The organism is Allobosea sp. GW821-FHT09G06, from assembly GCF_059416005.1.
Window position 1 is genome coordinate 467,184 of record NZ_JBWKOI010000003.1, and the last position, 18,438, is coordinate 485,621.

15 protein-coding genes are annotated in these 18,438 nt (G+C 65.2%); 11 read left to right on the forward strand and 4 right to left on the reverse strand.

Annotation, left to right across the window (positions count from 1 at the left end):
* Positions 1-6 precede the first annotated feature (6 nt).
* Positions 7-1,467: an NAD-dependent succinate-semialdehyde dehydrogenase gene (locus tag AC07NY_RS18445; protein ID WP_494585041.1), complete on the reverse strand. Its 1,461-nt coding sequence runs from the start codon at positions 1,465-1,467 to the stop codon at positions 7-9.
* Positions 1,468-1,662: 195 nt separating this feature from the next.
* Here AC07NY_RS18445 and AC07NY_RS18450 point away from each other — a divergent pair, with 195 nt between their 5' ends.
* On the forward strand, positions 1,663-2,613 hold the full coding sequence (locus tag AC07NY_RS18450) for a carbohydrate kinase family protein (RefSeq protein WP_494585042.1): 951 nt from the start codon (positions 1,663-1,665) through the stop codon (positions 2,611-2,613).
* Between the two features lie 21 nt (positions 2,614-2,634).
* Here AC07NY_RS18450 and AC07NY_RS18455 read toward each other — a convergent pair whose 3' ends face one another.
* Entirely contained in the window at positions 2,635-3,216 is a 582-nt protein-coding gene (locus tag AC07NY_RS18455; protein ID WP_494585043.1) for a hypothetical protein, read from the reverse strand.
* Positions 3,217-3,262: 46 nt separating this feature from the next.
* On the opposite strand from AC07NY_RS18455, the gene AC07NY_RS18460 reads away from it, so the two are divergent.
* Positions 3,263-3,712, forward strand: a complete 450-nt coding sequence (locus AC07NY_RS18460; RefSeq protein ID WP_494585044.1) for a hypothetical protein — start codon at positions 3,263-3,265, stop codon at positions 3,710-3,712.
* A gap of 79 nt (positions 3,713-3,791) precedes the next feature.
* Here AC07NY_RS18460 and AC07NY_RS18465 read toward each other — a convergent pair whose 3' ends face one another.
* Positions 3,792-4,478 carry a transposase gene (locus tag AC07NY_RS18465; RefSeq protein WP_494585045.1) on the reverse strand — a complete coding sequence of 229 codons (687 nt, stop codon included), beginning with the start codon at positions 4,476-4,478 and terminating at the stop codon, positions 3,792-3,794.
* A 581-nt stretch (positions 4,479-5,059) separates the two neighbouring features.
* Here AC07NY_RS18465 and AC07NY_RS18470 point away from each other — a divergent pair.
* The 9 genes from AC07NY_RS18470 to urtE all read left to right on the forward strand — a co-directional run bounded on the left by AC07NY_RS18470 (position 5,060) and on the right by urtE (position 17,558).
* A complete protein-coding gene (locus AC07NY_RS18470) occupies positions 5,060-5,884 on the forward strand; it encodes a hypothetical protein (protein WP_494585046.1) in 825 nt (274 codons plus the stop codon).
* A gap of 133 nt (positions 5,885-6,017) precedes the next feature.
* Positions 6,018-8,021: a hypothetical protein gene (locus tag AC07NY_RS18475; RefSeq protein ID WP_494585047.1), complete on the forward strand. Its 2,004-nt coding sequence runs from the start codon at positions 6,018-6,020 to the stop codon at positions 8,019-8,021.
* A 297-nt stretch (positions 8,022-8,318) separates the two neighbouring features.
* Positions 8,319-10,133, forward strand: coding sequence for a type I secretion system permease/ATPase (locus tag AC07NY_RS18480; RefSeq protein WP_494585142.1), 1,815 nt, complete (start codon positions 8,319-8,321; stop codon positions 10,131-10,133).
* Positions 10,134-10,155: 22 nt separating this feature from the next.
* Positions 10,156-11,496, forward strand: coding sequence for an HlyD family type I secretion periplasmic adaptor subunit (locus AC07NY_RS18485; protein ID WP_494585048.1), 1,341 nt, complete (start codon positions 10,156-10,158; stop codon positions 11,494-11,496).
* A 450-nt stretch (positions 11,497-11,946) separates the two neighbouring features.
* Positions 11,947-13,242, forward strand: coding sequence for an urea ABC transporter substrate-binding protein (urtA, locus tag AC07NY_RS18490; protein ID WP_492283504.1), 1,296 nt, complete (start codon positions 11,947-11,949; stop codon positions 13,240-13,242).
* Positions 13,243-13,350: 108 nt separating this feature from the next.
* Positions 13,351-14,952 (forward strand): urea ABC transporter permease subunit UrtB, encoded by a 1,602-nt coding sequence (gene urtB / locus AC07NY_RS18495; RefSeq protein ID WP_494585049.1) that lies wholly within the window; start codon positions 13,351-13,353, stop codon positions 14,950-14,952.
* A complete protein-coding gene (gene urtC / locus AC07NY_RS18500; protein ID WP_494585050.1) occupies positions 14,949-16,088 on the forward strand; it encodes an urea ABC transporter permease subunit UrtC in 1,140 nt (379 codons plus the stop codon). The genes urtB and urtC overlap by 4 nt, the downstream gene beginning before the upstream one ends.
* A gap of 5 nt (positions 16,089-16,093) precedes the next feature.
* Complete coding sequence (gene urtD, locus AC07NY_RS18505) at positions 16,094-16,858, forward strand: urea ABC transporter ATP-binding protein UrtD (RefSeq protein WP_492283501.1); 765 nt, start codon at positions 16,094-16,096, stop codon at positions 16,856-16,858.
* A gap of 4 nt (positions 16,859-16,862) precedes the next feature.
* Complete coding sequence (urtE, locus tag AC07NY_RS18510; RefSeq protein WP_492283500.1) at positions 16,863-17,558, forward strand: urea ABC transporter ATP-binding subunit UrtE; 696 nt, start codon at positions 16,863-16,865, stop codon at positions 17,556-17,558.
* Positions 17,559-17,574: 16 nt separating this feature from the next.
* Here the strand turns inward: urtE and AC07NY_RS18515 are convergent, their stop codons facing one another.
* The gene (locus AC07NY_RS18515; RefSeq protein ID WP_494585051.1) at positions 17,575-18,417 is read right to left on the reverse strand and encodes an IclR family transcriptional regulator; all 843 of its coding nucleotides are present in this window, start codon (positions 18,415-18,417) and stop codon (positions 17,575-17,577) included.
* Between the last annotated feature and the right edge of the window lie 21 nt (positions 18,418-18,438).

An 18,438-nucleotide genomic window follows, 5' to 3' on the forward strand; every position in this document is an offset into this window, starting at 1 on the left:
GGCCGGCTAGGCCGTGGCCCCGATCCCGCCGATGCAGGTGTACTTCACATCGAGATAGTCCTGCAGGCCGTATTTCGAGCCTTCCGAACCCAGTCCCGATTCCTTGACGCCGCCGAAGGGCGCGACTTCGGTGGTGACGAGACCTTCGTTCACACCGACGATGCCGTATTGCAGCGCTTCCGAGACGCGGAAGGTGCGGCCGAGATCGCGCGTGTAGAAATAGCAGGCGAGCCCGTATTCGGTGTCGTTGGCGAGGCGCAGCGCCTCTTCCTCGGTTTCGAAACGGAAGACCGGGGCGACAGGCCCGAAGATCTCCTCGCGCGCGAACTGCATGGCGCCGGTCGCACCCGCGATCACGGTCGGCTCGTAGAAGCTTAGGCCCAGTTCCGAGCGCTTGCCGCCGGTCGCAATCGTGCCGCCCTTGGCCTTGGCGTCGGCCACCATCTCCTCGACCTTGGCGAGCGCCTTCTCGTCGATCAGCGGGCCCTGCGTCACGCCGGCCTCGAGGCCGGAGCCGAGCTTGAGCTTGCGGGTCGCGGCCGCCAGCTTCTCGACGAAGGCGTCGTAGATGCCGGCCTGCGCGTAGAAGCGGTTGGTGCAGACGCAGGTCTGTCCGGAATTGCGGAACTTGGCGGCGATCGCGCCTTCGACCGCGCGGTCGAGATCGGCATCGTCGAAGACGATGAAGGGCGCGTTGCCGCCGAGCTCCATCGAGACCTTCTTGACCGTCTCGGCCGCCTGCTTGAGCAGCACCTTGCCGACCGGGGTCGAGCCGGTGAAGGTGATCTTGCGCACCAGCGGATTGCCGGTGAGTTCGCCGCCGACCGTGCGGGCGTCACCTGTCACGACATTGACGACGCCGGCCGGGATGCCGGCCTTCTCGGCAAGGATGCCCCAGGCCAGCGCCGAATAGGGCGTCTGCGAGGCCGGCTTGGCGACGACAGTGCAGCCGGCGGCCAGCGCCGGGCCGATCTTGCGGGCCAGCATCGAGGAGGGGAAGTTCCAGGGGGTGATCGCGCCGACCACGCCGAGCGGCTGCTTGGTCACGATGATGCGCCGGTCGGCCCAGGGCGAGGGGATGACGTCGCCATAGACGCGCCGCGCCTCCTCGGCGAACCACAGCACATAGGCTGCGCTCATGCCGACCTCGCCCTTGGCCTCGGCCAACGGCTTGCCCTGTTCGCGTGTCAGAAGTTCGGCGAGCGCGTCCTGAGCTTTGAGGATTTCGTCGGCGAGCTTGCGCAGCAGCGCCGCGCGCTCCTGCGCCGTCTTGGAGGCCCAGGCCGGGAAGGCGGCATGCGCGGCCTCGATCGCGGCGCGCGTTTCCTCGACGCCGGCCGAGGGAACCGAACCCATCGTTTTGCCGGTAGCCGGGTCGATCACGGGAATCGTCCCGCCCGACGCCTTGTCCAGCCAGCGCCCGCCGACGAAGATCGCGTCGCGCTTGAAATCGCTCCACTGGGACATGATTCAGCCTTTCGGAAATGCGGGCAGGCACAGCCTCGCGCCCTTGCGGTGAACAAGGCTTGGATCGGCGAGGTTCTGCGGACAGGACGTCACCAGCTCTTTCTAGTCCGCGACCGGCGCCGTGTGAACAGCCGCGCTTCCCCGCCGTTACGGCCTGCTGTTGAATAGGCGCGTGATGACGATGAGCGAAGGCCGATGGGCATGATTCTGGTCTGTGGTGAGGCGCTGGTCGATCTGTTCGCCGGTGCCGGTGAGGGCAGCGAGAGGTCGGCACGGATCGTGGCCGGGGGCTCGCCCTTCAATGTCGCGATCGGGCTGGCACGCCTCGGCGTCGAATCGGCTTTCCTCGGGGGCGTCTCGCGGGACGGCTTCGGCAGCATGCTCGCCGACCTGCTGGCGCACGAAGGGGTCGATAGCCGCTATCTCGTCCGGACGGATCGGCTCTCCACGATCTCGGTGGTGGCGACCGGCAAGGACGGCCATCCCAGCTACTCCTTCCACGGCGAAGGCGCGGCCGATCGCGCGCTCGTTCCTGCCGATCTGCCGCCGGCACTGCCCGATGCGGTCCGGGCCCTGACCTTCGGCTCCTACACCATGGCGGTGGAGCCGGTCGGCTCCACCTTCGCGGCGCTGGCCGAGCGAGAACGCGGCCGGCGCGTCATCAGCGTCGATCCCAATCTGCGCCCCACGGTGATCGGCGATATGGCGCGCTGGCATGGCGCCGCCGAGCGCTTCTATCGCGCGGCGACGCTGATCAAGGCCAGCGACGAGGATATCCGGATCGCCTGGGACGGGCAGCTCACGATCGCCCAGGCCGCCGCCTATTGGCTCGACCTGGGCGCGCAGCTTGTCGTGGTTACGCAAGGCGGGCAGGGCGCCACGGCCTATTCCGCAGCCGGTCAGGTCGCTGTGCCCGGTCATCAGGCCGCCGTGCAGGACACCGTGGGCGCGGGCGATACCTTCCATGCCGCGCTGCTCGCGCGCCTCGCCAAAACCGGCCGGCTCGATCCGGCTGCGATCGCGGCCCTCGACCGGGAGGCGCTCGCGGGGCTGCTCGCCTATGCCACGGCCGCTGCGGCGATCACGGTGACGCGGCGAGGAGCCGATCTCCCGACGGCCGCCGAGGTCGAGGCGGCGCTTCGCTAGCGAAGCTGCCGGAAGCGGCGGCTACTTGTCCGGCGGGGCCATGGCGGCGTCCAGAAGCGGCATCACGTCCCAGATCCGGCGGTTGAGTGCGTGAAGATCCTGGATCGTGTGTGCGATCTCCTCCAGCCGGGCGTCATCGACGGCCTTGCGGATGCCGAAGCGTAGATTCCCGCGGCTCTCCTCCACCTTCATGTGCTGCGTATGGGTGATGTCGCCATCGGCATCGATGACGAAGGTGGCGTGACTCAGATCGTTGCGCAGCCGCGTCGCGGCAGAGAACCGCTCGACGATGTCGTTGATCTCGTTGCGCAGCGCCTTGTCGAGCGGTGCGATCTTGGCGAGGCGCTGCACGAGGTCGAGGCGGGCGCGTGTCGTGTTCAGCGTGGCGAAGACGATGGCGGCAGCGCGCTCGTCCGTGCCGAGCAGCAGCATCAGCAGGTAGATGAACAGGCTCTCGTCGTTCGACCACGCAAGATTCAGGTCGCCTACCAGGTTCATGAAGGCTAGCCTGCGTTCGGAGGAGCGCCGCGCCGAGACGATGGTCAGCGCGTCGAAATCCGGGCGGGGTGGCAGGACCGAGGATCCCTTTGCGGGCCTGCGCATAAGCTCCCCCATTTTACGGCAAGATTTCGGATCGGGCGGGGCCGCCATGTTCGAGCTGGTCAAGATGCGCAGGGCAAGGCGACTGGCTCACGCCACGCTTGAACCGTTCCTGCACAGGGGCGCGAGCGACAGCGACGGCTTGCAGGCGGGCGACTGGCTTCATCCGCAGATCATCGGCTTCCTTGCGACGCTTGTCACGCTGCTCGCGCAGCGCGCCTGCGGCCCGATGCGCGACCACACGCTCGCGGCGGTGCAGTCGGATGTTCTCAATGCTGTGACGGGCATCGGCCCGGAACTGATCGGGGAAGAGATCTGCCTGTGGAGCAGCCGTGGCGACCCTGCCTTCGCTGCCGGCGTGGTCGGCGCAGCCGCTTTTCTGGAAGCGATGTCGGGCGTTGGCGAACCGGACGCTACCGAAGCGGTTGACGCGACATTGATCCTGATCTGGGACGAGCATGTCGGGCACCTGCTCGTGCGGTCGCACGGCAGGCTCTAGAGCTCTTCTGTGAAAGGGAAGAGATTGGCGAGGGGCTGAGGCAGTAGGCGCGGCAGCGCGCGGCTTCCTAACGGATAGGCTAGAGCCGGGCATCGTTCTGCCGGCAGCGTTCCAGTGGTTGTTCCGGCTCGTCGAACAGGCTCAGCTGGAGCTGTTGCTCGCCGGGGCTCTCATGGCTTTGAGGCAACGCACCAGAGGGACGCGACAGCAGGCGATGCAGTGCGTCGAGGAATGCGCCGTCGCTGCAGGGTGATGCCAGATTGTCGAGAGCGCCGAGGAAGCGCTCGTATCGTGCCCGATAGACCGCTTGTCCGGGTTGGGGCGGCGATGTGGCCTCCGGAAGCGGCGCCCGGATTTCGATGGGCGGGCGGGCTTCGCGGGAAAGGGGCTCCGCATAGTCCTCGCTTGCCGCCATCCCCGCCGTGATCTTGCCTTTCAGGTGCCAGGCCGTCCTGACGGATATGCCGAGAATCTGCCCCAGCTTCTGCGAACTCAGGCGCTGGCGGCTCGACATGAGCAGGTAGAGACCCTGCAGCCAGACATGCAGCGGGACGTGGCTGTTCTGGAAGATCGTGCCGTGCCTCACCGTGAAGGGCTTGCGGCAAGCGTAGCACTTCCAGGTGCCGACCGAGCTGCTCAGCCCGCTGAGCCGGCCGATCCGTGATCTTTCCTGGCAATGGGGGCAAACCGGCCCATCCCGCCAGACCAGCGCCTCAAGCGAGAGAAAGGCGGATCGTTCGTCGTGCAGGCGGACGGCAGACGGCATGGCCAGCCTCCGGTGCGGAGTGGGACAATCCTTGGGTCGCCAAAAGTCAACAATCGGTTAACGCAGGGTAATTATTCAGCACGTTGACGCTTGGGGTGCGTCATGGCTCTTTATAGCAACGGATTGCCTTCGAGGGAATAAAAATCACCGAAGGCGGCCGAGGTTAAGCTCTGAAATCGCGAATTTGTTATGATGTTTTATACGCGATCAATCTTGGTCGCGAAGGGTTTGTGTTTGGAATTTTCAAACATTAATGAAAGTTAACTCATGTATATGCCATGAGTTCTATGAGTTTGCTATTTATTCCGAAGAGGATGTTCAGAATAACAATAACGCATAGCGCCTCGATCGGAATGAATATTCCGCAACCGTCACTCAGGAGGCAGGCCGATGATTTAGCAACGCGTGCACGCGGGCTTCAGGCCCGGAATTGGGAGGACGCTTCGCTGAACTGGCGAGGCCAAAGCCCGAAAATCATGGCGTTTTCATTCAATCGACATCGTTTGTAACGGGACGCGCAGCGCAGAAGAGAGGCGCGGGACCGAAAAGCAGCGATGTCTCCTGAACAACAGGAGCGTATCATGGGTCAGCCGCATCATAACCCCAAGCCCCCGAAGAATGACGATCAGTCCCAGGCTCAGGGCCAGCTTCAGGGCCAGGCCGAGCTTCAGGCTCAGTTGCAGGGACAAGGTCAGGGTCAGGGTCAGGGACAAGGCCAGGGTCAGGGCCAGTATCAGTATGCCGGGCAGGCCGTCGAGACCGACGTCTGGAATGCCAACGGTAATCTCAACGGCAACGGCAATCTGAACGGCAACGGCAACCTCAATGCCAACGGCAACGTCAACTACAATGAGGTCACCAACGACATCAACAATCACGTCAACACCTGCGTCGACGTGAATGTGAAGGTCAATGTCGATGCCGAGTCGTATGAGCCCCCGACACCGGCCGGCCCGATCGATCCCGACTCGATCGATATCGATTCCATCTCCGGCATCAACAACTCGATCATCATGCCGGATGTCGTCTATCAGTCGGTCTCGACCGGCAACGCGTTCAATCTCGACCAGGTCAACAACCTGACCGACAATGACACGCTGTCGAACCCGAACGTGAGCTACAACGCCGGCGGCCTGGCCGATGCCTGCTGCTGGGATCCGTGCGGTAGCGATGCCAACTCGGTCGGCGACTTCACCATGAGCGCCAGCGCGGCGGGCGGCACGGCCAGTGCCTATATCGGCTCCCTCAGCGGCGACGACGGCGACTTCGGCGGCTCCGGCGCCGCTTCGGCTGCGGCCTCCGTCAACCAGGAAGCCTTCACCCAGTCGATCGTCCAGGGTGCGAACATCCAGTTCAACTCTGTCGAGATGACGGTGGGCAGCGGGGACGCTCTCGACTCCCTGTAAGACCTGACCAGACCAGAGGACCGCGCGGGCTTTCCCCGCGCGGTTTTCGCTCTGGATTGCTCTCCCATCATGCGCGAGATGCGCGTGGACTCTTCCCGCCCGGTGCGAGCCGGACGCAGTGGAGGATTGTGCCATGCATGCCGGCGGCTTCACTGAGACCATCTGGCACTTCATCGGCTATCTGCATCTCGCCGATTCGGTGGCGCGCGCGTCCGTCCTCTACGAGGGCGATCCGCAGGCCCCGATCCCCCCGGAATACCGTGACCTCCCGTTCGAGCCGCTCCGCGGCCTTGCCTTCGACGAGCTCGTCTCGGTTCCGATATCGATCCAGGAGCCCCTCGCGCCGCGTGCGTCGGATAGCCCTGAATACGACCTGTCGCCCGCAAGTTTGAGCGGGCTGGGGCGGCCCTTGCCGTCATTCCTCTCGCCGCTGAAGCCCATTCCATTCCAGGGTGTTGATCATGGCTTCGCCATGCAGACTGGCCCCCGCGTCATTACGGTCGAATACCGGGACGGCGGTCTGGAGAACCTGATCCAGATCAGGCAGATCAATACCCAGAACGACCGCGATCTCATCACCTCGGACGACATCCTCAATGCCGACGGGACGCCCGTCGTTCCCGTGGAGCTCGAGTTCGGCGGTCATCTGGCGGCACTGCTCGAACAGGCGAACGAGGTGGCGCCTGAAGGCATTCCCGAGATGGCGACGGCCCTCCAGTTCGGGACCGAGAGCGCCGTCGCGATGATTGCGGATCGCGATGCGGCCTGGGCCGAAACCGGCAGCCCCTATTCCGACGGCCGGCCGACGACGGCTGCGCCGGAAGGGCGTATCGTCGACGGCGTCGCGGGCGCGCCGGATCCTTACGCTCCGACATCGGCGGATTTCGCGCCCTGGCGGCCCTCCGAAGATGAGGAAGGAGCTGGCAAGCCGGTCGAAACCTCCGTGGAAGTGACGTTGGATCTCGCTAGCCCGACCGGGGGCGTCGCGACACTGGCCGAGGTCGGCCTCAATACCCAGATCAACGCCGCGGTGATCTTCGACGCCAATGAGGCCGTCGGCTCGATGATGGTCGGCGGCGACTATTTCTATTCCCGCGGCATCGTTCAGGTGAACATCCTGGTCGACAACGACCATGTCGATATCGCTGTCGCCGGCGACCTCGCGCCGATCGTGAAGACGGCCGGGAACGAGGCCCACAACATCGCCGAGTTCATCACGCATGAATCGACGATCAGCGTTCGCGGCGCGTCGGCGACTCCGCATTGGGTGGTCGATGTCATGCCGGGTGATTTCTACGACGTGAAGTCGATCGTCCAGTTCAACGGGCTCGACGACAATGACCGGACGGTTCAGGCAGAGTCCGGGACCTATTTCGACCTCGGCACCGGCGAGAACCTGCAAGTCAATCTGACCAAGATTTTCGGGGTCGACAGCTACGATATCATCATCATCGGCGGCAACTATCACCGCGCGGATTGGATCTACCAGTATAACATCGTGCTCGATCCCGACTACGCCACGCTCTACGGCACCGGCGGAGAGGACAGCGAGACGACCGTCACCACAGGCTTCAACAGCCTGATCAACCAGGCGACGATCGAGGGCTACGACGCCCCGGCCTTCAAGCCAATGCTCGACGTCCATCACGATCTGATCGGGCTTCTTGCCGACGGTACGACGATCCTCATCCCCAATGCCGACTGGCAGCTCTATGGCAGCGCCTCCGGTACCCTCAAGATCCTCTACGTTCCCGGCGATTACTACGACATCAACGTCATCACGCAGGTGAACGTCCTGGTCGATGGCGACCAGAGCATTCAGGCCAGCGCCAATGCGGGCACCGAGCAGGGCGTGGCAGCGGGCGCGAACAGCGCGCTCAACGAGGCCTACATCGTCGATGGCGGCCTGCTCTCGACCTCAAACTATCTTGGCGGCGAGGCCTATGAGGAGGCCGTGCTGATCCAGGTCAACATCGTCACCGACAGCGACACCGTGACGATCCACGACACGAGCACGCTGGTGCCGGAGCTCATCGCCTTCGCCGAACATGCGGCGCAGGAGTCGGAGCCCGACTGTCCGCCCGCGCAGACCGTGGATCACCAGCAGGACCATCTGACGTCGAGCATCATGGTTTGAGGCGCAGCAAGAGGACGGGGACGGGGCATGAGCGACAAGAGCGAGGCAACACCGCCGGCCAAACCGCTTCAGGCCGGCCCGGCTCCGGTTCATGTGCTCGGCCTGCCGCCGGCGATCGGATTGGCAGGCATCAGGCCGGACAGCACGGCCAACAGCAATAGCCGCGTCGCTCTCTCCCCAGTCGAAGCTGCGGAGCCGCCGAAAGCCGACAGCCCGCGCGCCGACGCGCGTGGCGACGGCCAACCGGCCGTCGAACCCGTCCTGCTGCGGCCGAAGCCGGACAACGATGCGCCGAAGATGGCCGAGGACGGCGATCGCGGCGGCAAGGGCAATGGCGGCGGCGGTAACGGCGGCGGTGGTGGCGGCGGTTCGGGGCGCGGTGCGCCGATCGAGCAGCGCCTGGGCGATCGGGATTTCAAGCAGGTCCTGGGTCAGGGGCTCTCGGGCGCCCGGCACAACCTGGTGATCGTGGCGGTCTTTTCCGTCGTGGTGAACACGCTGGTGCTCGCCGTGCCGATCTATCTTTTCCAGATGTCGGATCGCGTGCTGACCAGCCGCAGCCTCGATACGCTCATCATGCTGTCGCTCATCGTCATGGTCGCGATCGGCGCCCATGTCCTGCTCGACATGGTGCGCCGCTTCATGCTGATGCGTGTGGCGGTGGATGTCGAAAGCCGGCTTGGCGGTCCGGTGCTCGCCGCCGCCGCCAAGGCGGCTCAGAGCGGTTCCAATCGCGAGTTCCAGACGCTGGCCGATCTCCAGCAGATCCGCAGCTTCCTCACCGGCCCGGTGATCCTGACGATGCTCGATGCGCCGACGGCGCCGATCTACCTGCTGGCGGTCTTCCTGATCCACCCGCATCTCGGCTACATCGTCACCGTCGCTGCGGTCATTCTCTTCGTCATCGCCTATTTCAACCAGCAGATCACGGCCGTGCCCTTCGCCCGATCGAGCGCCTTCACCACGCGCGCGAACCTCCAATCGGAGGCCATGTCCCGCAACGCGCAGGTGATCAATGCCATGGGCATGATCCCCGAAGGCGTGCTGATGTGGGGGCGCGAGACGGCGGAATCCCTGAAGGCACAAGTCAGCGCGCAGGATCGCAACATCCTCATGACCGGCGTCTCCAAATTCTTCCGCCTGGGCACGCAGGTCGCGATGCTCGGCTGGGGTGCGATGCTTTCGCTCGAAGGTCACCTGACCGGCGGCATGGTCATCGCCTCCTCGGTCGTCGCCGGCCGCGCCCTGGCGCCGATGGAAGGCACGATCGAGGGCTGGCGCAGCTTCATCCATGCGCGCGCCGCCTTCCAGCGCGTCAAGGCGCTGCTGCAGGCTTCCCCGCTCAATCTCGACCGGCTGAAGCTGCCGAGCCCGAAGGGCCGCCTCGATGTCGAGCGCATCCTTTATGTGCCGCCGCCCAACAAGAAGGTCATCCTGAACGGCATCAGCTTCAGCCTCGAGCCTGGCGACTCGCTCGCCATCGTCGGTGCCTCCGGCTGCGGGAAGTCGACGCTTGCCCGCATGCTCGTCGGCTCGATCTCGCCGACCGCCGGCACCGTGCGGCTTGACCGGATGGAGCAGCGCAACTGGGATCCGCGCCAGTTCGGCGAGAACGTCGGCTATCTCCCGCAGGACGTGCAGCTCTTCCCAGCCTCGATCAAGGCCAATATCGCCCGTATGCGCGACGACGCCTCCGATGCCGATGTCTTCGAGGCGGCCGAGATCGCCGATATCCATGAGATGATCGCCCAGTTCACCCATGGCTACGAGACGCAGATCGGCATCGACGGCGCGCCGCTCTCCGGTGGGCAGAAGCAGCGGCTGGGCCTCGCGCGGGCCTTCTACGGCAATCCCCGGCTGGTCGTGCTCGACGAGCCGAATTCCAATCTCGACGTGCTCGGCGAAGCGGCTCTCGCCCGTGCCTTCGCGCGCGCGAAGGATCGCGGCATGACCGTAATTGCCGTGACGCAGCGGCCGGCCCTGCTGCGCAGCGTCGACAAGATCATGATGATCAAGGACGGCGCGGTGCAGGCCATCGGCGCCCGCGACGAGATCCTGCCGATGATCGTCGGCCAGCGCAGCATCGACGGCGGCGCGCCGCGACCGCAATAGCTTGAACTCAGGGAGTGGACACATGAGCGTTCAGCCGATGTCGCAACCCTGGTATGCCGATGTGCCGCGCAGCACGCGATCTGCGACGATCGGCGGCGCCGTCATCGTGGCCGTGACCGTGATGGGCTTCGGCGTCTGGGGCAACACCGCGCCGATCGCAGGCGCGGTCATCGCCACCGGCGTCTTCGTCACCACCGGCCAGAACAAGACGATCCAGCATCTGGAAGGCGGTGTGATCCGTGAAATCCTCGTCCGCGAGGGCGACGTCGTCGTGCCCGGCCAGCCGCTGGTCAAGCTGGACGACACCTCGGCCCGCGCCGAGTTACGGCGCCACGAGCTCAAGCTCTACCGCCTCGAGATGATCGAGAGCCGGCTCAGGGCCGAAGTTGTCGGTCTGGATGAGTTCACCGGGCCGTCGCATCTGTTCGACAGGCGTAGCGACCCCGATATCGCCGCGTTGTTCGCAGCCCAGCAAACCGCCTTCCGCGCCCGGCGGAGCAACATGGCCAGCGAGATCGCCGCCCATCAGAAGAGTATCGACGCCCTGGAGGAGAAGGTCTCCGGCAGCAAGGTGCAGCTCGCCGGCGTCGAGCGGCAGTCGCAATTGCTGAAGGAGGAGCTGGAGGGCAAGCAGGCCCTGCTGCAGCGCGGCTATATCCGCAAGCCGGAAGTGCTCTCGCTCCAGCGCCTTGCCGCCAACCTGACCGGCGAGGCGGGTCGCATCACCGGCGATATCGGCGATTCCCGCGAGCGGATCGCCCGTTCGGTCGAGCAGATCGACGGCGTGCGCAAGAACGCCCAGAAAATCGCCTCCGACCAGCTCCAGGAGATCAGCGCCGATCTCAACGACGTGCGTGAGCGCATCCACACCGTGAAGGGCGTGCTCGACCGCTCGAACATCACCGCCCCGGTCAAGGGCACGGTGGTCAAGCTGCGCTATCACACTTCAGGCGGCGTCATCGAAGCCGGCAAGAACATCATGGAAATCGTCTCGCTGCAGGACGAGCTCATCATCGAGGCGCGCGTGCGGCCGCAGGACATCGACAAGATCAAGCACAGCCAGCTCGCCAGCGTGCGCCTGACCGCGCTCAACCAGCGCATCACGCCCATGGTCACCGGCAAGGTGATCTATATCTCGGCGGACGCGCTGCCCGACGAGAAGCAGCGCGCCTACCCCTCCGTGCCGGATCTCTATGTCGTCCGGGCCAGGCTCGACCCTGAGAGCGTCGCTGGCATTCACGATTTCCAGCCGACGCCGGGAATGCCGGCGGATGTCTATATCAAGACGACCGAGCGCACCTTCTTCGAGTATCTGATGCAGCCGTTGAAGGACAGCATGGCTCGGGCCTTCCGCGAGACCTGACAGCTTCAGCATCGACCGGCGGGATCGCCCTTCGCCGGTCGGGCCGGCGGTTTCCCTGGTGCATTGCGCCGGGGAAACTGTGTTTGTTCGCATCCTCCTCCCTGCAGGCAAGCATGACGCATGTCGCGTGTGCGCAAGTCGACGCGGCGGCCTCAAATCCTGGCGAGCCCAGACGGCAGGTGGCCCAAATTCCGATTTTGCCTAAAAATGCGACATTATTCCGGATTGGAAATGGTTTGCTCAGAAAATAGCCATGATCGGATAGGTTGCGAGGGGCTTGCGCATCATTCCGTCAAGATCGGGGACTGACCAGAGAACCGCGTGGAATCGGAGGTTTCCTTGGGGAAAACCGGTCTTTCGGCTGTTGGCACATCGCTTGCGTTGGATTGTTCATGGGCCGCACGGCCCGTCGGCGTCGAGGGGGCGCCGTCAACAACATTCCTTCGGGAGATGGCCGTGAACAGCAACCGTCGCGAATTTCTCGGCACCGCTCTGGCGGGTGCCGCTTTCCTCGGATCGTCCTACCTGCCGGCGGCGGCGCAGCAGGAGACCATCAAGGTCGGCATCCTTCACTCGCTCTCGGGCACGATGGCTATCTCCGAGACGACGCTGAAGGACGTCATGCTCATGCTCATCGAGGAGCAGAACAAGAAGGGCGGTCTCCTCGGCAAGAAGCTGGAGGCCGTCGTCGTCGATCCCGCCTCGAATTGGCCGCTCTTCGCCGAGAAGGCGCGCGAGCTCATCACCAAGGACAAGGTCGCGGCCACCTTCGGCTGCTGGACCTCCGTCTCCCGCAAGTCGGTGCTGCCGGTCTTCAAGGAACTCAACAACATCCTGTTCTACCCCGTCCAGTACGAGGGCGAGGAGAGCGAACGCAACGTCTTCTACACCGGCGCCGCGCCGAACCAGCAGGCGATCCCTGCCGTCGACTATCTCGCCAAGGAGGAGAAGGTCGAGCGCTGGGTGCTGGCCGGCACGGACTATGTCTATCCGCGCACGACCAACAAGATCCTCGAAGCCTATCTCAAGTCCAAGGGCGTGAAGCCCGAAGACATCATGATCAACTACACGCCCTTCGGCCATTCCGATTGGCAGACCATCGTCTCCGACATCAAGAAGTTCGGCTCGGCCGGCAAGAAGACCGCCGTGGTCTCGACCATCAACGGCGATGCCAACGTGCCGTTCTACAAGGAACTCGGCAACCAGGGCATCAAGGCGACCGACATCCCGGTCGTCGCCTTCTCGGTCGGCGAGGAGGAGCTGGCCGGCATCGACACCAAGCCGCTGCTCGGCCACCTCGCCGCCTGGAACTACTTCCAGTCGATCAAGACCCCGGAGAACGACGCTTTCATCAAGCAGTGGCAGGCCTTCACCAAGAACCCGAAGCGCGTCACCAACGACCCGATGGAAGCCCATGTCGTCGGCTTCGCCATGTGGGTGAAGGCGGTTCAGAAGGCGGGGACTGTCGATCCCGACAAGGTCATCGACGCGCTGCCCGGCATCGAGGCGCCGAACCTCACCGGCGGCATCTCCAAGATGCTCCCGAACCACCACATCACCAAGCCGGTCTTCATCGGCGAGATCAAGGATGACGGCCAATTCGACGTGGTCTGGAAGACCTCCGGCCTCGTCCCCGGCGATGCCTGGTCGAAGGAGCTCGACGGTTCGAAGGACCTCGTCGGCGACTGGGTCGAGAAGAAATGCGGCAATTTCAACGTCAAGACCGGTAAGTGCGGCGGCGTCTGAGATCATGAGGGGGAAGGGCGGCACGGGAAAAATCCCGGCCGCCCTTCATTCGCCGCCCGGCGGCACGGTTTTTCCAGGCAATCACCAGCGGACATGCGAACCGGATCGATGCCGATCTTCCACCGCCTGAAGCATGCGCTCGTCATCATCGTCGCGCTGGTCGCGGCCTCGGTCGCGTCCTTCGCGCAGACCACCGACGAAGCCTTCACGCGGCTGGCCGCCGACAGCTATTCCGACACCGCCCGCGCGATCGAGATTCTCGTTTCGACGGCTCACCCCAATGCGGCGCTGGTCGTCGAGGCCCTGAGCGACGGGCGCCTGCTCGCCGGGCCTGGTGGCGTCGCCGTGAAGACGGTCTCCGGTAGCTTCGTCGATGCGAAAACGGGCGCCGCGCTCGCAGCCTCTCCCGCCGACGTGAAGCCCGTCCGTCTCAACAATGCCGTGCGCCGCGCGGTGCAGGCCGCGCTCGGTGGCCTCGGTCTGCTCAATCCAGATCCGGCGAAGCGCGCCGCCGCGGCCGAAGCGGTATTCAAGTCACGCGATGCCGGCCTGCTGCCGATCGTCGAGGCGGCCATCGGCAAGGAAACCAACCCGCGCGCGCTCGCGGCCCTGCGCCAGGCCCAGGCCGCGATCCTCATCGCCAAGCCCGACGTACAGCCGCTGGACCGATTCGCGGCGATCGAGGTTCTGCGCGAGCGTGGCGATCAGGACGCGCTGGCGACGCTGCGCGCTCTGCCGGGCGACGCGACGCCGGCTCTCAAGGACGCGCAGGCCAAGGCGATCACTGCCATCGAAGGCCGGCTGAAGCTCTGGGCCGCCGCGCAGAACCTCTGGTACGGGCTCTCGCTCGGTTCGGTCCTGCTGCTCGCTGCCATCGGCCTCGCCATCACCTTCGGCGTCATGGGCGTCATCAACATGGCCCATGGCGAGATGGTCATGCTCGGCGCCTATACGACCTTCGTCGTGCAGGAGTTGATCCGCACGAATGCGCCCTGGCTCTTCGACTGGTCGCTCGCTATCGCGCTGCCGGCCGCCTTCATCGTTGCCGGCGCGGTCGGCATTGCCATCGAGCGCGGCGTCATCCGCTTCCTCTATGGCCGCCCACTGGAGACGCTGCTCGCGACCTGGGGCATCAGCCTGATCCTGCAGCAGGCGGTCCGCACCGCCTTCGGCCCTACCAATCGCGAGGTCGGCGCACCGTCCTTCATGTCGGGCGCCTTTGAACTCGGTGGTTTAGCAATCACCTATAACCGACTCTGGATCATCGTCTTTGCGGCTCTGGTCTTCGGCGCACTGCTCGCCATCCTCAAGCTCACGCCGATGGGCCTGCAGATGCGCGCGGTCACCCAGAACCGGCGCATGGCCTCCGCCATGGGCATCCGCACCGGCCGTATCGATGCGCTGACCTTCGGGCTCGGCTCGGGCGTCGCGGGTTTGGCCGGCGTTGCGCTCTCGCAGATCGACAATGTCAGCCCCAATCTCGGCCAGAGCTACATCATCGACTCGTTCATGGTCGTGGTCTTCGGCGGCGTCGGCAATCTGTGGGGCACGCTGGTCGGCGCGATGACGCTCGGCGTCGCCAACAAGCTGCTCGAGCCCTATGCGGGCGCCGTGCTCGGCAAGATCGCGCTGCTCGTCTGCATCATCCTCTTCATCCAGAAGCGGCCGCGCGGCCTGTTCGCGCTCAAGGGTCGGGCGGTGGAAGCATGATCACCCGCTTCCTCCTCCAGAACATGGATAAGCGTGGCGGCATTTTCCTCGCGATCCTGCTGGGCCTGGCCGTTCTGGTGCCGCTCTCGAACCTGCTGCTGCCGGTATCCTCGCCCTTCCATGTCCCGACCTCGACCATGTCGCTCTGGGGCAAGTACCTCTGCTACGCGCTGCTGGCCGTCTCGCTCGATCTCGTCTGGGGCTATTGCGGCATCCTCAGCCTGGGCCATGGCGCCTTCTTCGCGCTCGGCGGCTACGCCATGGGCCTCTACCTGATGCGCCAGATCGGCTCACGCGGCGTCTACGGCAACCCGATCCTGCCGGATTTCATGGTCTTCCTGAACTGGCAGGAATTGCCCTGGTACTGGTGGGGCTTCTCCTCCTTCCCCTTTGCTATGCTGATGGTGCTGGCGGTGCCGGGCCTGCTCGCCTTCATCTTCGGCTGGTTCGCCTTCCGCTCGCGCGTCACCGGCGTCTATCTCTCGATCATCACCCAGGCGCTGACCTATGCGCTTCTGCTCGCCTTCTTCCGCAACGACATGGGGTTCGGCGGTAACAATGGCCTGACCGATTTCAAAGACATCCTTGGCTTCAACATCCAGGCGCAAGCGACTCGCGCCGCTCTGTTTTCCATGACCTGCGTCATGCTGGCGGCCGGCTTCCTGATCGCGCGCGGCATTGTCGTCTCGAAGCTCGGCAAGGTCGTGATCGCGATCCGCGACGCCGAGTCCCGCACGCGCTTCCTTGGCTACCGCGTCGATCGCTTCAAGCTCTTCGTCTTCACCGTCTCGGCCTGCATGGCGGGCGTCGCGGGCGCGCTCTACGTGCCGCAGGTCGGCATCATCAACCCCAGCGAATTCGCCCCGGCCAACTCGATCGAGACCGTGATCTGGGTCGCGGTCGGCGGGCGCGGCACGTTGGTCGGCGCGGCCTTGGGCGCGGTCGTGGTCAACTGGGCCAAGACGATGTTCACCTCCGGCTTCATGGCGCCCTACTGGCTCTTCGCGCTCGGCGGCCTCTTCGTGGTCGTCACGCTCTTCCTGCCCAAGGGCATTCTCGGCACGGCCGAGGCGCTCTGGGCGCGCCGCCGCAAGCCGGATGGAACCCCGGCCGCCGAGCCGGCCCCGGCGGAGTAGCGGTCATGAACGCTCCGGTGCCCGGCGCTCTCACCTCCTCGCTGCTCTATCTCGACGGCGTCAGCGTCTCTTTCGACGGCTTCAAGGCCATCCGCGGCCTGTCGCTGACCATCGAGCCCGGCGAGATGCGCGCGATCATCGGTCCAAACGGCGCCGGCAAGACCACGATGATGGACATCATCACTGGCAAGACGAAGCCCGATGTCGGCACCGTGATGTTCGGCGGCAGCGTCGATCTGACGAAGCTCGACGAGGCCGCCATCGCCAATCTCGGCATCGGCCGCAAGTTCCAGAAGCCGACCGTCTTCGACTTCCACACCATCGAGGACAATATCCTGCTCGCGCTGAAATCGAAGCGCACGGTCGGCAAGACGCTGTTCTGGAAGACGGAGGCTCCGCAGCAGAAGCGCATCGACGAGATCCTCGGCATCATCCGCCTCGCCGATCGTCGCGAGCGGCTGGCGGGCTCGCTCTCGCATGGCCAGAAGCAGTGGCTGGAGATCGGCATGCTGCTGGCCCAGGACCCCAAGCTCCTGCTCATCGACGAGCCGGCCGCCGGCATGACCGATGGCGAGACCGCGCAGACGGCCGTGCTGCTCAAGGAGATCGCGCGGGATCATTCTGTCATCGTCGTCGAGCACGACATGGGCTTCATCCGCGAGCTCGGCGTGAAGGTCACGGTGCTGCACGAGGGCTCGGTACTGGCGGAAGGTCCGCTCGATCATGTCAGCGCCAATGAGCGCGTCGTCGAAGTCTATCTGGGGCGGTGACCGCATGCTCGATGTCAACGCCATCAACCTGCATTACGGCGCCGCCCAGGCGCTGCGTCGCGTCTCCGTCGCCGCCGAGACCGGAAAGGTCACGTGCGTGATGGGCCGCAACGGCGTCGGCAAGACCTCGCTGATGCGCGCCATCGTCGGCCATCAGCCGATTTCCGGGGGCCATATCCGCCTCGACGGAGAGGACATCTCGGCCCTGCGCAGCGAGGATCGCGCGCGGGCCGGCATCGCCTATGTGCCGCAGGGGCGGGAGATCTTCCCGCTGCTGACGGTGAAGGAGAATCTGGAGACCGGCTTCGCGCCGCTGAAGCGCCGCGAGCGCTTCGTCCCGGATGAACTCTTCGACCTGTTCCCCGTGCTGAAGACCATGCTGGGCCGGCGCGGCGGAGACCTCTCGGGTGGCCAGCAGCAGCAACTCGCGATTGCGCGGGCGCTGGTCACCCGACCCAGGCTGCTGGTGCTGGACGAGCCGACCGAGGGCATCCAGCCTTCGATCATCAAGGATATCGGCCGCGCCATCGACTATCTGCGCCAGAAGGGCGGCATGGCGATCGTGCTGGTCGAGCAATATTACGACTTCGCCCGCGATCTCGCCGACACGATGTTCGTGATGGATCGCGGCGAGGTCGTGCTATCCGGCCCGATGAATGAGCTCGACGGCGCCCAGGTCCAGCGCCTGATCCAGGTCTAGGGCCTAAAGGCGCGCTTCAGCCGAACTTGCGCCCGGCGGCGAAGGAGCCCATGCGCCAGCCGAGCTTTTCCTCGATCCGCCGGGCCGCGGCCTTCACCGCCTCGACGAAATTCGCGTGCTCCTCGTTCACCCGGAACTCGGGCAGCACGATCGAGACCGTGATCGGGCAGGTGCCGGCCTCGTCCAGTACCGGCGCCGCGATGCAGGCGACGGCGTAATCCGACTCTCCGGCCTGGATCGATACGCCCGCGGTCAGGGCGTCGCGCGACTGGGCGAGCAGGGTGGAGGGGTCGGTGACGGCGCGGCCCGTCGGCGAGGCCTTGGCGCTCTTGCGGAAGAGGGCAGCCCGCTCCGCCTCGTCGAGCCCGGCCACCAGCAGCCGGCCCGAGGCCGTCCAGTTCAACGGCACGCGCGTTCCGACGCGCGAGGTGATGACGAAATGGCCGGGCCCTTCGGCCATGGCCTCGACCACCATCATGCCGCCGTCGCGGCCGCAGATCTGCACGGTCTCGCCGACCTCGCGCGAGAGCACATGCATCTCATGCGTCGCGACATTGATGACCTGGAGATCGCGCGCATAGGCGAGGCCGTAATGGTAGAGCCTCGGTCCCAGCCAGACGCCGCCGTCGCCGGCGCGGGCCAGCAGGCTCTTGTCGAGCAGATCCTCGACGATGGCATAGACGGTCGAGAGCGGCGCGCCGATGGCACGGGCGATCTCATAGGCGGTCAGCGCCCGCCCTTCCTGCTGGAGATGGTCGAGGATCTGCACGGCGCGATCGATGCCGCTGACGCGCGAGCGCCGCTGCCCGGTTGCTTCCGGTGCGCTTTCGCTGTCCTGCGTCGTCGGGGCCTTGCTCATACCTGCGCTTTCATCCCTCTC